Here is a 12,923-nt window from a genome sequence, read left to right as displayed (position 1 = left end):
GGAGAAAAAATGAAGTTCGGATTCAAGACCGCCGCACTTGCCTGCACAGCGCCTCTTGCGCTGGCGGGCTGCAGTTATCTGGCGCCATTGCTGCCCAACCAGGCGCCGCCTGCGCCACCGGCGCCACCACCGGTCGTTTCTCCCAGCGGGCTCGCACCCATCACCGAAGAGCAGGTGGAGCGCATTCGCGAGGCAATCGTCGCCAAGCCGCCGACGCCGGCCGTGGCCAAGATCGTGCGAAGCGCGGCGCCGACCATCGAATCTTTCGTGCGGACCGAAGGCTGCATCACCGCCCGCAACGGCGCCGTGCTCAACCCCTTTGCGGCGCCGGGGCGGCTGTTCGATGCAACGGGCTTTCAGGGCGGCCCAATGGCGGAAATGCAGTACCACGACAGGACAGCCTGCGTCACCGTCAAGCGCATCCAGAACTGGAAGATGGTGTCGCCCAAGCTGCTGCGGTTCGACGTGGTGTACGTGGGAGACGACGGCGAAGAGCGCTCCGTCAGGCGGCACGAACTGATGCGCCAGCCCAAGGGCGGCTGGCTGTTTACGCGCTGAGCGCGCGCTCCGCGGCAGCTGCGCAATGGCTCGCTGCCCCGGGCAAGAAAAAGTGTGAAGCCCGCCGATAAGCCGGATTCTGTGCGTTGGGGTTGCCCCCAACGTGACCGCCATTACTCTGGGCCGTTTGTCGCCAAACGGCTCGATGCCACCTACCCGCCAGCTCAGCGGAACCACCTCGATACTGGCCTACTTGGTGTTGCTGCGCGCAGAGATTGCCCGTTTCACCCGAACTTAATCGGCTCGTCTCTGTTGCTCTGATCCTCACCTCACGGTGGAGAGTCGTTAACTCCTGCGCTGTCCTGTGCAGTCCGGACGTTCCTCCAGTGCGGTCTTTCGACGCGGCGCCTTGCGGCGTCGCCCCTTTCGGGCTTGCACCAGCGGCGGTCTGGCGTGCTTCACGAACGGAATTATCGCCTGATCCCCTCGCATCCGCCGGCGGCCCGTTTCACAATGGCGCTTCGATTGACCTGCCCTGCCCCATAAAGCCCAAGGAGATCCAATGAAGGCCCAGAACATCCTCCAGACCATCGGCAACACGCCGCACATCCGCATCAACCGCCTGTTCGGCAATGCGAAGCAGCAGGTGTGGATCAAGTCCGAGCGCGCCAACCCGGGCGGCTCCATCAAGGACCGCATTGCGCTGTCGATGGTGGAAGACGCCGAGAAATCGGGCGCGCTGAAGCCCGGCGGCACCATCGTGGAGCCTACCTCGGGCAACACTGGCATCGGCCTGGCCATGGTCGCGGCCGTCAAGGGCTACAAGCTCATCTTGGTAATGCCCGACAGCATGTCGATGGAGCGCCGCCGCCTGATGCTGGCCTACGGCGCCACCTTCGACCTGACGCCGCGCGCCGGCGGCATGAAGGCCTCCATTGCGCGCGCCGAGGAAATCGTGGCCGGCACGCCGGGCGCGTGGATGCCGCAGCAGTTCAACAACCCCGCCAACGTCGACGTGCACGTGCGCACCACGGCGGAAGAAATTGCGGCCGACTTTCCGGACGGCATCGACGTGCTGATCACCGGCGTGGGCACCGGCGGCCACATCACGGGCGTGGCGAGGACCCTCAAGAAGAAGTGGCCCAAGCTGCAGGTGTTTGCCGTGGAGCCGGTGACCTCGCCGGTCATTTCGGGCGGCCAGCCCTCGCCGCACCCGATCCAGGGCATTGGCGCGGGCTTCATTCCAAAGAACCTCGACACCTCGCTGCTCGACGGCGTGCTGCAGGTAGACGCCGAGCCGGCCCGCGAAATGGCGCGCCGCTGCGCGGTCGAAGAAGGCATGCTGGTGGGCATTTCGTCCGGCGCCACGCTCGCAGCCATTGCACAGAAGCTGCCCACGCTGGCACCCGATGCGGTGGTGCTGGGTTTCAACTACGACACCGGCGAGCGCTACCTCTCGGTCGAAGGCTTCCTGCCAGCCTGATCAGCTATCTCTTTCATAGCGCCCCGGGCGCGTAAAATCTGCGGCCTGCTTGATAACCACAAGCCACACCGACATGCTGAGAATCTCTGAAATCAAACTGCCGCTCGACCACGACGACGCGGCGCTCCCCAGGCCATTGCCGCCGCCCTCGACACGCCGGTTTCCAGCGTGCGCGAGTTCAAGGTGTTCAAGCGCAGCTTCGACGCGCGCAAGCCGCAGCTGCTGCAGGTCTACATCGTCGACGTGCAGCTGGCCAACGCCCAGCTCGAGGCCGCGCTGCTCGCAAAGCATGCCGGCCATCCGCACATCCAGCCTGCGCCCGACATGCGCTACACGCCGCCGGCGCATGCGCCCGAGGGTGCGCCCCGGCCCGTGGTGATCGGCTTTGGCCCCTGCGGCATCTTTGCGGCGCTGATGCTCGCGAAGATGGGCTTCAAGCCCATCGTGCTCGAACGCGGCAAAACTGTGCGCCAGCGCACCCGCGACACCTGGGGCCTGTGGCGCAAGAGCGTGCTCAACCCCGAGTCGAATGTGCAGTTCGGCGAAGGCGGCGCCGGCACTTTTTCGGACGGCAAGCTCTACAGCCAGATCAAGGACCCGCGCTTCCTCGGCCGCAAGGTGATGGAAGAGTTCGTCAAGGCCGGCGCACCGCCCGAAATTCTCTACGTCGCGCATCCGCACATCGGCACCTTCAAGCTGGTGAAGGTGGTGGAGAACATCCGCGAGCAGATCGTGGCGCTGGGCGGCGAAATCCGCTTCGAGCAGCGCGTGACCGATGTGCACATCGAAGACGGCCAGCTTAGAGGCCTCACGGTGGTCGACCAGGCCACCGGCACCAGCAGCGAGCTGCGCGCCGACCACGTGGTGATGGCGCTTGGCCACAGCTCGCGCGACACCTTTGCCATGCTGCACCAGCGCGGCGTGCACATCGAGGCCAAGCCGTTTTCCATCGGCTTTCGGGTCGAGCACCCGCAGGGCCTGATCGACCGTGCGCGCTGGGGCCGCCATGCGGGCCATCCGTTGCTCGGCGCGGCCGACTACAAGCTGGTGCATCACGCAAGCAACGGCCGCTCGGTCTACAGCTTTTGCATGTGCCCGGGCGGCACCGTGGTGGCAGCCACCAGCGAGCCGGGCCGCGTGGTCACCAACGGCATGAGCCAGTATTCGCGCAACGAGCGCAACGCCAACGCGGGCATCGTGGTGGGCATCGACCCGCGCGACTTTCCGGGCTGGACGGCGGAGACCGCGGGCGATGCGCTCGCCGGCATCGCGCTGCAGCGCGACCTCGAATCGAACGCCTTCGTGCTTGGCGGCGGCGACTACCGCGCGCCCGGCCAGCTGGTGGGAGACTTCATCGCGGGCAAGCCTTCGACCGCGCTCGGCAGCGTGCTGCCGTCGTACAAGCCCGGCGTCACGCCCACCGACCTGCACCAGGCGTTGCCGGCCTACGCCATCGAGGCGATGCGCGAAGCCTTTCCCGCCTTCGGCCGCAAGATCAAGGGCTTCGACCTGCACGATGCCGTGCTGACGGGTGTGGAAACGCGCACCTCGTCGCCGATCCGCATCACGCGGGGCGACGACTTTCAAAGCCTCAACGTGCGCGGCCTGTATCCGGCCGGCGAAGGCGCGAGCTACGCGGGCGGCATTCTGTCGGCCGGCGTGGACGGCATCAAGGTGGCCGAGGCGGTGGCACGCAGCGTCACCGGAACGTAAGGAGCCACCGCCATGTCCAGCAACAGCAACAGCGAAGACGACTTCCACTTCTACGAGCCCGCCAAGGGCCACGGTCTGCCGCACGATCCGTTCAATGCAATGGTCGGTCCGCGGCCGATCGGATGGATCTCGTCGCAGGACGAGAACGGCGCGCTCAACCTCGCGCCGTACAGTTTTTTCAACGCCTTCAACTACACGCCGCCCATCGTGGGCTTTGCGAGCATTGGCGCCAAGGACAGCCTGCACAACATCCGCCAGACGCGCGAGTTCGGCTGGAACCTGGCCACCCGGCCGCTGGCCGAGCAAATGAACCAGTCGTGCGCGGCCGTCCCGCCCGAGGTGAACGAGTTCGAGCTTGCCGGCCTCACGCCAGCGGCTTCGCGCAACATTGCGGTGCCGCGCGTGGCCGAAAGCCCGGTGTCCTTCGAATGCCGGCTCACGCAGCTGCTGCAGCTCGAAGGCGTGAACGGCGAGCCGGTGCCCACATGGCTCATCCTCGGCGAAGTGGTGGGCGTGCACATTGCACGGCACCTGCTGAAAAACGGCATTTACGACACGGCTGCCGCGCGCCCCATCTTGCGTGGCGGCGGCCCGGCCGACTATTTCGAGATCAGCCCCGACAATCTCTTCAAGATGTTCCGACCGCGCTGAGCGCGAGGGAACATTGCTTTTCTTTCTGCCTGCTGCCAACCTGACAAGAACCGACCGATGACCGACACCGCCACGCCTCAAGAAATCCAGGAAGTCCAGCAAACGCAAGCCGAGGGCGCTGCCCAGCAGCCCCGCGCCGAGGGCGGCCGCCCGCCCCGGCAGCCGCGCCAGCCACGGCAGCAGCAGCAAAAACAAAAGCCCGGCAAGCAGGCCGCGGCGCAGCAGCAACAGCCGCAGCGCGCGCGCAAGGTGCACCCCGCGCTCGAAAAGCTGTTCGAGCTTTATCCCGGCATGTTCGGCGCGCGCTTCCTGCCGCTCAAGCTCGGCGTGTTCCAGGACCTGCTCGAAAAGCACCCCGACGATTTCAAGAAGGACGACCTGAAGGTCGCACTCGGCCTGCATGCGCGTTCCACGCGCTACCTCGAGGCGGTGGCGGCGGGCCTTGCGCGGCACGACCTCGACGGCAACGTGGTGGAACCCGTGGCGCCCGAGCATGTGCACCACGCCATCCTCGAACTCCACCGCCGCCGTGCGCAGCGCAACCCCGGCGAGGACCTGCGTCCGCAGCTGGTGGCACGCATTGCCCGCGCGGTGGAAGCCTCTGGCCTCGACCGCGAAGCCTACGCGGTGCTGGTGCGCTCGCGCGACGAAGAAACCAATGCCGTGCTCGACGAGGCGCTGGCCGAACTGGGCCGGCAAGCCGCCAAGCGCGAGGCGCTGCTGCGCGCCTTCGAGGCCAGCGGACGCGACAGCGAGCAGGCCTTTGCCGAGATGTACGGCATGGACGCCGACGAAGTGACGCGCACGCTGCAACGGGCGCGTGACGACAACAAGCGGGCACTGGCTGCGGCCGAAACCGCCGCGCCTGCCGCCGCAGCGGCACCGGCCACTACGGGGTCCGACCAGCCCGCCGCCACCGGCAATTGAACGCCCGAAGCGCTCGGAAGGCCGCAACTGTGCAGTCTGACCGGGTCGCGGCGAAATTTTTCGCTAGGAATCGGCGCTCTGGAAACGTTTTTATACATTTCCAGTTACATTTCTCCGGCCCATTTCGGGCGGAGGAGAAGTTAATTTGAAAAGAGTCATCAGGCTGCTTCTCGCAGCCGTGGCTGTTTCCGTGTTCGCGAGCGGCTGCGCCGTCAACCGCGCAACAGCCACCGTCGACCCCTCGGCGAATCTCGACAAGCTGCGCGTGGTGCAGGTCAGGAAGCTTGAGGGTGAAGACGGCACGATCCAGAAACTGATCGCCAGCAATCTGCGAAAACGCGGGTATGAGGTGTCGGAAGACGCCAAGCCGCCCGAGAAGGTAGATGCAGTCGTGACGTACGTCGACAAGTGGATGTGGGACATCACGATGTACCTGATCGAGCTAACCGTCACGGTCCGCGAGCCGAAATCCGACTTTCCGTTGGCCACCGGCAATTCGCTCCACTCCTCCCTCACACGCCTCTCGCCGACCGAAATGGTCGACGAGGTGGTCGGCAACATCTTCAAAGAATCGGAAAAATCCAAATGATCAGCACCACCACCCTTCGCCGCGCAGGCGCCCTGGCCGTTCTTTCCATCGTCGTCGTGCTCGCGGGCTGCGCTTCGTCGGCCAACCGCGAGGCCATGACGCCCACCAGCATCGCCTCGAGCAAGAAGCTGCCGTACTCGCTGTCGGTGAAAACCGGTGGCGGCAATGAAACGAACCCGATGTGGAGCTCGGATATCTCCAACGAGGACCTGGCTGCCGCCATCGAGAAGACGGTGACGCAATCGGCCCTGTTCAAGGAAGTCGTCAAGGGCAAGAGCGGCGACTACGAGCTCTCGGTCTCGATCGTCAAGTTGACCAAGCCCACGTTCGGCGCCGCGTTCACAGTCGACATGGAGGCGGGCTGGTCGCTCATCAAGACCTCTGACAAGTCGGTGGCGATGCGCCAGGTCATCAAGTCGACCTACACGGGTGGCGCGTTCGATTCGCTCGTCGGCACGACCCGCCTGCGCATGTCTGTGGAAGGTGCCGCGCGCAACAACATCAAGCAGGGCCTGGAAGCCATCGCGGCACTCAATCTCTGATCGGACGGCAGACCGTTCGGTGAATGAAAAAAGGGGCTGGTGATTCACCAGCCCCTTTTTCTTGTGCCTCTGCGCAGTGATCAGCGTGCGTTCTGCAGCGCCGCAATGCGCTCTTCGATCGGCGGGTGCGTGGCAAACAGCTTGCCGATGCTGCCTGTGATGCCCATGGCTTCGACCGCCTTGGGGAGTTCGCCGGCCGGCAGGCCGCCCAGGCGGGCGAGCGCGTTCATCATCGGCTGGCGGTTGCCCATCAGCGCGGCGGCGCCGGCGTCGGCGCGGAACTCACGCTGGCGCGAGAACCAGGCCACCACGATGGCCGCCGCAAAGCCCAGCACGATGTCCAGCACGATGGTGCTCACGTAGTAGCCGATGCCGGGGCCCGACGAGCGGTCGTCGCCGCGGCGCAAAAAGCTGTCGACCGCGTAGCCGATCACGCGCGAGAGGAACACGACGAAGGTGTTCATCACGCCCTGGATCAGCGTCATCGTCACCATGTCGCCGTTGGCGATGTGCGCCACCTCGTGGCCGATGACGGCCTCGACCTCTTCGCGCGTCATGTTCTGCAGCAGGCCGGTCGACACCGCCACCAGCGACGAGTTCTTGAACGCGCCAGTGGCAAAGGCGTTGGGCTCGCCCTCGAAGATGCCGACCTCGGGCATGCCGATGCCGGCCTTGTCGGCAAACTTGCGCACGGTGCCGACAATCCAGGCCTCGTCGGGCGACTGGGGGTTGTCGATCATGCGGATGCCGGTGGTCCACTTGGCCATGGGCTTGCTGATCAGCAGCGAAATGATCGCGCCGCCAAAGCCCATGATCAGCGCAAAGCCGAGTAGTGCCGTCAGGTTCAGCCCGTTGGCCGTCAGAAAGCGGTTGACGCCGAGCAGGCTGGCAACGATGCCGAGCACCGCAACGACCATCACATTGGTCAAAACGAACAGAAGGATACGTTTCAAGTTGAATTCTCCGTGGGGGAACGCTGCCGCATAGATGAGGACCGGATGGCCCTCTTCAAGCCGTGCAATGTGTGGCCCTCTTCCGTTGTTGTTTGGTTCTGAAGGCGGCCTGCACGGCGGCTCGCGGGTAGAGCGATGATAGGAGCAAAAGTTCTACCGCCCGGGCCGGAAGACCTTCGCGTCCTCGTAGAAATCCGGCGATTCGTTCTCCGGCCACCAGCCCGGCACGCCCAGCACCGGCAGCGGAACGAAGGGCTTCTGCACCAGATAGTCTGGATCGAGGCTGCGCGCGAGCGCCCGGTCGTCGAGCGCCGATTGCCTGGCCGCCTCCGGCAAAGGCAGCAGCACATGCGCGGTGACCGCTTTGCGCGGGGTGGTGAGTTTCTCGAGCAGGGCATGGCCGAACACCAGCAGCCGCGCCTCGGCCCACAGGGCGCGCTGCGTCACGAAAAGGGTGTGCCAGTCGCGCGCCGCCAGCGCCTTCCACAAGGGTGCGGGCGCATCGAGCACGGCGCCGTTCTCGTCGAAGAGCGTGAGCGCATCGCGCAGCGCGCCGCGCGTGGACGCGATGCCCCTGCGGGCGATCTCCGCGGCCTGCAGCTCGTTGAGGCGGCGCTTGGCTTCTGGGTAAGCGAGCCAGACCAGGCCGTTGAAGAAGTCGTGCAGGTTGTCGCGCGTGGGCACGGTGCCGGTCTGGAAGATGTGCGCTTCGTAGGCCTGGCCCGCGGGCAGATCGAACTGCGGCACAAACTCGGGCGAGGCGCCCGGTACCGCGCCCTGCTGAAGCGCAGCCGCCACCGAGGTGGTGTGAAGTGCGGCGTGGGCCGCCGCCTCGCCGATGGCGCGATAAGGCGCAAGCCAGGGCTGCGCCCAGTCGATCGCCGCCAGGCTCAAGGCGTGGGAGCCCCTGTCCAGCGGATGCGGTCTGGGTGCTGCAGCACAGTGAACTCCGCCGGGAGCTTGTCGAACAGCTTGAGCGAACTGCCGTGCTTGCCGAGCAGCCCGGCCGCGCGCAATGCCTGGGCCACGTCGTTGAGCGGCACATCGGCACCGCTTCGCAGCGCAGGCGCCGCCTGCAGGATGAATTCGGCGGCTTCGGAAGGCGGCTGCGCCTGTGCCGGCTTCGCTGCTTTGGCGGTCTTTCGGGCCGGCGTCTTGGCCGCGGTCTTGCGGGCCGGCGCGGCTGCGCTTTTCTTCTCGGTCTTGGCGGGAGCCCGCTTGGCGGCCACCTTGGCCGCGGCCTTCTTCGCCGGCGCGGCGCGCGGTGCCACCGGCGCACCATGGTGCCGCAGGTCGGTGAACTCGTCGTAGACCGTTACCGTCTCTTCGCCCGTCTTGCCCTGCTGGCCGAGGCCGCACACGCGGCAGCCCTTTTCTCGCAGGCGAATCACGAGCGGCGCAAAGTCGGAATCGGAAGACACCAGCACCACCACGTCGGGACGCTCGGCGATCACGAGGTCGATGGCATCCACGGCGAGCGCGATGTCGGTGCTGTTCTTGCCGGCCGAGATATTGACCATCGGCCGCACCGACAGCCGCTTGAAAAGCGCCTGCTGTTTGAGCGCCGTTTCGGCGTTGCAGTAGGCGCGGCGCACATGAACCGCGCCATGCTCGGCCAGGGTCCGCTGCACGGCCTGCTCGATCACGTCCGCCGAGACGTTGTCGGCATCGATCAACAGCATCACGCGAAGGCTGGGGGTCATATTGGTTCCAGTGGGTATTGGACTGAGGCTCTTCAGTCGCCTTTGCAAGGATCGGGGAGCTCAGCCCCGATATCTGACCGTATTCGGTTGGCGCTCCGGCATCAACTCGAACTGCGCAGGATGGCGCCGAAATAGCAAAACCGGCTTCGCGGTCGCTGTGAGCAGGCCAGCATCACGCAGCTTCTTGGCGATCAAGCTCAAGTGCACGGGTTCCTTGCTCTTGAGCTCAGGCAGGATCGAGAGAATCTTTTTGATGGAAGGCCCCGACACAACAGCAGCCTTGACCACCGGCACGCCTCCTGCCTTCGCCGCTATCGGCTGAGACTTGACGGTTGACGCTGGCTCCTTAGCGGACTCAACCTCTGTAGCCGCCGCGCTGCCGCGCGCGATCTGGGATTGAGGAGCTATCTCGGCGAAATCTGCCGCTTCCACCACGTCCAGCAGCACCACATCGTCATAGAAGCTGTCGGGATTGGCGAATATCTTGTTGGCAAGGCTGTAGCAAAGAACCCTACAGCCCTTCTCACGCAACCAGATGGCTAGCGGGACGAAATCCGCGTCGCCCGAGCAGATGGCGACGATGTCTATGTCATTGGTGCACACCGCTTCTACAGCGTCGATCACCAACGCACTGTCGGTCGTCGTTTTGTCGACGATAAGGTTGGCGACAGGCCGAACCCCGTGCCTCCAAAGGACAGCGTGGATGCTCTTGAGACTCTCGGGCCGGCCGTAGGCACGCCGGTAAAGAATGCGGTCGGCCATCGATCGCAACGCCAACAACACATGGTCGAGCGCAGTGGCATCGTTCAAGTTGTCAGCGTCGATGAAAACGGCCATGCTCTTGGCCGAGGTGCTTGCCGGCGTGCCGACCGCGTTCATTACATGAGTTTCCAATGAACGGTTTCGCCGCCGCGCAGCGGCTTGAGCGTGGCGTCGCCGTAAGGCACCGTCTCGGGCACGGTCCAGCTTTCGCGCTTCAGCGTGATGGTGCCGCTGTTGCGGGGCAGGTCGTAGAAGTCGGGCCCATGGAAGCTCGCAAAGCCCTCGAGCTTGTCGAGTGCGCCCACGCTGTCGAACGCTTCAGCATAGAGCTCGATGGCGGTCAGCGCGGTGTAGCAGCCGGCGCAGCCCAGCGCATGCTCCTTCAGGTGCGCCGGGTGCGGCGCGCTGTCGGTGCCCAGAAAGAAGCGGTCGCTGCCGCTCGCGGCCGCCTCGACCAGCGCCACGCGGTGCGTCTCGCGCTTGAGCACGGGCAGGCAGTAGTAGTGCGGGCGAATGCCGCCGGTGAAGATGGCGTTGCGGTTGTACAGCAGGTGGTGCGCGGTAATGGTGGCGGCCGTGAAGCGGCCGGCGTCGCGCACGTAGTGAGCGCCCTCTTTCGTGGTGAGGTGCTCGAACACGACCTTGAGTTCAGGGAAATCGCGGCGCAGCGGAATCATCACGCGGTCGATGAAGACAGCTTCGCGGTCGAACAAATCGACGGCCGGATCGGTCACCTCGCCGTGCACCAGCAGCAGCAGGCCGTGCTTCTGCATGGCTTCGAGCGTCTTGTAGGTGTGGCGGATGTCGGTCACGCCGGCATCGCTGTTGGTGGTGGCGCCGGCCGGGTAGAGCTTGAGCGCGCGCACGCTCGCCTGGGCAGCCAGGGCAATTTCTTCGGGCGGCAGCTTGTCGGTCAGGTAGAGCGACATCACGGGCTCGAAGGCCGTGCCTTCGGGCACCGCGGCGCGAATGCGGTCGCGGTAGGCCGTGGCCTGCGCTGCGGTGGTCACGGGCGGGCGCAGGTTCGGCATGATCAGCGCGCGGCCGAACTGGCGCGCACTGTGCGGCACCACGGCTTCGAGCGCGGCGCCGTCGCGCACGTGCAGGTGCCAGTCGTCCGGGCGGGTGATGGTGAGGGTGTCTGTCATGGGAGGGCAATTGTCGCATCGGCCTCTCGCGGCACGGCGGTTGCTTGACGTCCGGCGCGGAAGGGCCGATGGTTCGGCCCGGTCGTGCCATCCGGCAAATGAAAAGAAGAGGACCCACGATGCTCTCCACGGCGATGCTCTATTTCCGCGAGACCGCGCGTGCCGGCTCGCTGCGCCGGGCGGCCGAACAGCTGGGCGTGGCGCCGAGCGCCATCAGCCGGCAGATCGCCAACCTGGAGGGCGAGCTGCAGACCGCGCTGCTCGACCGCCGCGCCAACCGCACGGTGCTCACGCCGGCCGGGGAGCTGGTGCTGGCACATGCCGAGCGGGTGCTGCAAGACAGCACGGCACTGCGCGGCGCGCTGCAGGAGCTGGTGGGCCAGCCCTGCGGCGTGGTGCGCATCGGCAGCATCGAGGGCATGGTCGGCCACTTTCTCTCGAACAACCTCGCGCGCTTCCAGAAGCGGCATCCGCAGGTCAGGGTGGTGGCCTCCGTGGTCGGCTCGCGCGCGGTACTGGAGGCGCTGCAAGAGGGCCGCATCGACATTGCGCTGGCGTTCAACCTTCCGGAGCGCCATGCATTCCGCGAGCATGCGCGGCTCGAGCAGCCGCTGTGCGTGGTGGTGGCGCCCACGCATGCGCTCGCGCGGCGGCGCAGCGTGTCTTTCCAGGAGCTGGCGGGCCAGCGCGTGGCGCTGCCCGACCGCTCGTTCCAGATCCGCCACCTGGTGGACCGCATTGCCGGCCAGACGCAGGTTGCGCTGGAGCTCGCCATCGAGACCAGCACGCTGGACATGGCCAAGGGCGTGGTGCGCAACAGCGACCTGGCCACCTTCTTGCCGCGCTATGCCGCGCTGCACGAGGTGTCGAGCGGCGACCTTTGCGCGGTGCCGCTGCAGGAGCGCGACTTTGCGGCCACGGCAACCAGTCTGCTCACCATGCCCGCCCACCGGCTCTCCCCGGCTGCGCGCGCGCTGCTCGAAACGCTGTCGGCCAGCATGCGCCGCTACGGTGGCGGCGCACCCGCCTGTTCTGATTCCGGCAACAGCGGCGTGCCGGAATCAGCCTTCCCGCCGGAGCCGGCGCTCCCTACATTGAGCGCTGACTTGGAGAGGCTGCATGAAGACTGTGACTGAGGTGGTGGATTTTCCCGAGGGCGGCTACCGCTACGTGAAAGGCGTGTTCCAGTATTCGGCCGGTGTGGCCGCACAGCCGGGGTTCGCGATCGAGCGGGTGCGCTTCCAGAAGGCGGTGCCGCTGGCCGACGGGTTCGATGCCATCGCCAACCACCTGGCCGCCATCGGCCGGCCGCTTGCGGCGCTGTGCGGCTGCGAACTGCGCTCGCTGGCGCCGTTTTCCGAGCGCGGCTTTCATGACTTCAACCGGCTCTATGCCGGCACGCTCGAAAGCTGGGGCATCGTGCGCGGCGAGCGCAACCCGGTCGCCCGCACCAACGTCTGCCCGCGCTTGGGCGCACCCGCCACGCCGGCGTTCCAGGCCTTCTCGTACACGGTGCCGGCAGACGACGCCGCCGGCCCGCCGAGCTTCGTGGTGTCCGGCGGCGGAGAGGCGCCCGACGGCCACGCGAGCTACCGCGACGTGATGGTCCGCCTTGGCGACACCAGCACCGAAGGCATGCGCGACAAGCTGGCCTACGTGATGACCGAGATGGAGCGCCGGCTCGCGGCGCTGGGCTTCGGCTGGAGCGATGCATCGGCCGTGCAGGCCTACACCACGCACGACATCGGCGCCCTGGTGTTCGACGAAATCGTGCAGCGCGGCGCCCTGACAACCGGCCTGACCTGGCACCTCGCGCGCCCGCCCATCGTCGACATGGAATACGAGATGGACCTGCGCTGCGCCCGCCGCGAGATCGCCTGGGCCTGGCCCTGAAGACCGCGGCTGGCACACGTCGTGCTTCACCACCGGTTCGACACCTTTTGCTTTTTCATCC

The 12,923-nt window shown here is 66.2% G+C and carries 13 protein-coding genes, 1 other RNA gene and 1 pseudogene; 9 read left to right on the top strand and 6 right to left on the bottom strand.

Going from position 1 to position 12,923, the window contains the following annotated elements:
* Positions 1-9 precede the first annotated feature (9 nt).
* Positions 10-558, top strand: coding sequence for a hypothetical protein (locus M0765_RS12620; RefSeq protein WP_258503977.1), 549 nt, complete (start codon positions 10-12; stop codon positions 556-558).
* A gap of 52 nt (positions 559-610) precedes the next feature.
* Here the strand turns inward: M0765_RS12620 and rnpB are convergent.
* An RNA gene (gene rnpB / locus M0765_RS12615) (RNase P RNA component class A) lies at positions 611-958 on the bottom strand.
* A 102-nt stretch (positions 959-1,060) separates the two neighbouring features.
* Here rnpB and cysK point away from each other — a divergent pair.
* The 6 genes and pseudogenes from cysK (at position 1,061) to M0765_RS12585 (ending at position 6,403) form a co-directional block, all read left to right on the top strand.
* Positions 1,061-1,981 (top strand): cysteine synthase A, encoded by a 921-nt coding sequence (cysK, locus tag M0765_RS12610; protein WP_258503976.1) that lies wholly within the window; start codon positions 1,061-1,063, stop codon positions 1,979-1,981.
* Between the two features lie 73 nt (positions 1,982-2,054).
* Positions 2,055-3,694: pseudogene (locus M0765_RS12605) on the top strand (NAD(P)/FAD-dependent oxidoreductase).
* A gap of 12 nt (positions 3,695-3,706) precedes the next feature.
* A complete protein-coding gene (locus M0765_RS12600) occupies positions 3,707-4,345 on the top strand; it encodes a flavin reductase family protein (protein ID WP_258503975.1) in 639 nt (212 codons plus the stop codon).
* Positions 4,346-4,402: 57 nt separating this feature from the next.
* Positions 4,403-5,272: a ProQ/FINO family protein gene (locus M0765_RS12595; RefSeq protein WP_258503974.1), complete on the top strand. Its 870-nt coding sequence runs from the start codon at positions 4,403-4,405 to the stop codon at positions 5,270-5,272.
* Positions 5,273-5,417: 145 nt separating this feature from the next.
* Positions 5,418-5,861, top strand: a complete 444-nt coding sequence (locus tag M0765_RS12590) for a hypothetical protein (RefSeq protein WP_258503973.1) — start codon at positions 5,418-5,420, stop codon at positions 5,859-5,861.
* On the top strand, positions 5,858-6,403 hold the full coding sequence (locus tag M0765_RS12585) for a hypothetical protein (RefSeq protein WP_258503972.1): 546 nt from the start codon (positions 5,858-5,860) through the stop codon (positions 6,401-6,403). Before M0765_RS12590 ends, M0765_RS12585 begins: the two co-directional genes overlap by 4 nt.
* A gap of 80 nt (positions 6,404-6,483) precedes the next feature.
* Here M0765_RS12585 and htpX read toward each other — a convergent pair whose 3' ends face one another.
* The 5 genes from htpX to pyrC all read right to left on the bottom strand — a co-directional run bounded on the left by htpX (position 6,484) and on the right by pyrC (position 10,969).
* Positions 6,484-7,356, bottom strand: coding sequence for a protease HtpX (htpX, locus tag M0765_RS12580; RefSeq protein WP_126747554.1), 873 nt, complete (start codon positions 7,354-7,356; stop codon positions 6,484-6,486).
* 153 nt (positions 7,357-7,509) lie between these two features.
* Entirely contained in the window at positions 7,510-8,250 is a 741-nt protein-coding gene (locus tag M0765_RS12575) for a DUF3025 domain-containing protein (RefSeq protein WP_258503971.1), read from the bottom strand.
* On the bottom strand, positions 8,247-9,059 hold the full coding sequence (locus tag M0765_RS12570; protein WP_258503970.1) for an NYN domain-containing protein: 813 nt from the start codon (positions 9,057-9,059) through the stop codon (positions 8,247-8,249). The genes M0765_RS12575 and M0765_RS12570 overlap by 4 nt, the downstream gene beginning before the upstream one ends.
* Before the next feature lie 60 nt (positions 9,060-9,119).
* The gene (locus M0765_RS12565) at positions 9,120-9,938 is read right to left on the bottom strand and encodes an NYN domain-containing protein (protein WP_258503969.1); all 819 of its coding nucleotides are present in this window, start codon (positions 9,936-9,938) and stop codon (positions 9,120-9,122) included.
* Positions 9,938-10,969, bottom strand: coding sequence for a dihydroorotase (pyrC, locus tag M0765_RS12560; protein WP_258503968.1), 1,032 nt, complete (start codon positions 10,967-10,969; stop codon positions 9,938-9,940). Before pyrC ends, M0765_RS12565 begins: the two co-directional genes overlap by 1 nt.
* Before the next feature lie 119 nt (positions 10,970-11,088).
* Here pyrC and M0765_RS12555 point away from each other — a divergent pair, with 119 nt between their 5' ends.
* Positions 11,089-12,105 (top strand): LysR family transcriptional regulator, encoded by a 1,017-nt coding sequence (locus tag M0765_RS12555; RefSeq protein WP_258503967.1) that lies wholly within the window; start codon positions 11,089-11,091, stop codon positions 12,103-12,105.
* On the top strand, positions 12,089-12,862 hold the full coding sequence (gene cnbZ, locus M0765_RS12550) for a 2-amino-5-chloromuconate deaminase CnbZ (RefSeq protein ID WP_258503966.1): 774 nt from the start codon (positions 12,089-12,091) through the stop codon (positions 12,860-12,862). The genes M0765_RS12555 and cnbZ overlap by 17 nt, the downstream gene beginning before the upstream one ends.
* The last annotated feature ends 61 nt before the right edge of the window (positions 12,863-12,923 follow it).

Origin of the sequence: Variovorax sp. S12S4 (assembly GCF_023195515.1) — a bacterium.
Lineage (GTDB): Bacteria > Pseudomonadota > Gammaproteobacteria > Burkholderiales > Burkholderiaceae_C > Variovorax.
The sequence above is the reverse complement of the archived record's forward strand: the minus strand, read 5'-3'. Positions and strand labels throughout refer to the sequence as shown.